We start from the raw sequence: 1,189 nt of genomic DNA on the forward strand, positions 1-1,189 counted from the left end.
TGTACGCTTCCCCGTTCGATAAGCCAGTGGTAGGCAGAGGTTAAGCGGCTTGTTTAAATTCGAGTGGGGTCATGAAATTCAAGGCCTGGTGGGGCCGTTGGGTGTTATAGTCGTGCCGCCACTCGTCCACCAGCTGGCGCACATGGACCAGCGAGCGAAACAAGTGGGCGTCGAGCAGTTCGCGGCGAAACGAGCCGTTGAAGCGTTCGATGTAGGCATTCTGTGTCGGTTTGCCCGGCTGAATCCAATGCAGAATTATCCCCTGCTGCTCGCACCACTCGCTTAATTTGGCGCTGATAAACTCCGGGCCGTTGTCGGTGCGCAGCTGCGTGGGGCGGCCATGGCACTCGACTAAGCGCGTGAGCACCTGCACGACGCGACTGGCCGGCAATGAAAAGTCAACTTCCACGCCCAGCAGTTCGCGGTTGTAGTCGTCGAGCACGTTGAGCGTGCGGAAGCGGCGGCCATCGGTCAACACGTCGCTCGTAAAGTCGAGCGACCAGCACCCGTTAGCGGCCTTGGGTACGGCTAAGGGCTGCTTGACGCGGGCGGGCACGCGCTTTTTCAGGCGCCGGGGCAGGTGCAGCGCCAGTGCCCGATAGATGCGTAACGTGCGTTTGTGATTGATGAGCAGCCCGTTTTTGCGCAGGCGGTGGTGCAGCTTCCAGAATCCCCAGCCCGGATGCCGCCCACTTAACGCCCGCAGGGCCTGCTGCACGGGCTCATCGTTGCGCCCGTGTGCCACGGGGTGATAGCTGCCACGCGCCAGCCCCACCAAGGCACACGCCCGGCGCTGGCTCCAGCCTTTGCTTACTAAGCCCTGCGCTGCCTGGCGTCGCGCCGCAGGGCTGGCTACTTTTTTCGCAGTATCTCCTTGATGGCCTGATTCTCTAAGCTCAGGTCGGCGAACATCTGCTTGAGCTTACGATTCTCTTCTTCCAGGTGCTTGAGCCGGGTGAGCTCCGCCACGCTGGCCCCGGCGTATTTGCTTTTCCAGGCATAGAATGTCGCTTCGCTCAAGCCGTGCTCGCGCACAATCTGGGCCACGGTCTGCCCGCTGGCTTGCTGTTGCAGAATGGCCACAATCTGGGCCTCGCTGAATCGTCCCTTTTTCATTTATCAGTCGTCAGGTAGTGAAAGTTACGGCTTTCTCTACTCACTACTGGCTCACTTTCTAGGGAAGCGTACA

At 60.1% G+C, this 1,189-nt stretch carries 1 protein-coding gene; it reads right to left on the bottom strand.

Annotation, left to right across the window (positions count from 1 at the left end):
• Positions 1 to 40 precede the first annotated feature (40 nt).
• Positions 41 to 1,116, bottom strand: a protein-coding gene (locus FY528_RS21125) for an IS3 family transposase (protein ID WP_149072990.1) whose coding sequence is annotated in 2 segments (ribosomal slippage) — positions 41 to 864 and positions 864 to 1,116 — 1,077 coding nt in all. Because the reading frame shifts where the segments join, the coding sequence is not laid out codon by codon here.
• Positions 1,117 to 1,189 lie beyond the last annotated feature (73 nt).

It is taken from the genome of Hymenobacter lutimineralis, assembly GCF_008271285.1.
GTDB classification, from domain to species: domain Bacteria; phylum Bacteroidota; class Bacteroidia; order Cytophagales; family Hymenobacteraceae; genus Hymenobacter; species Hymenobacter lutimineralis.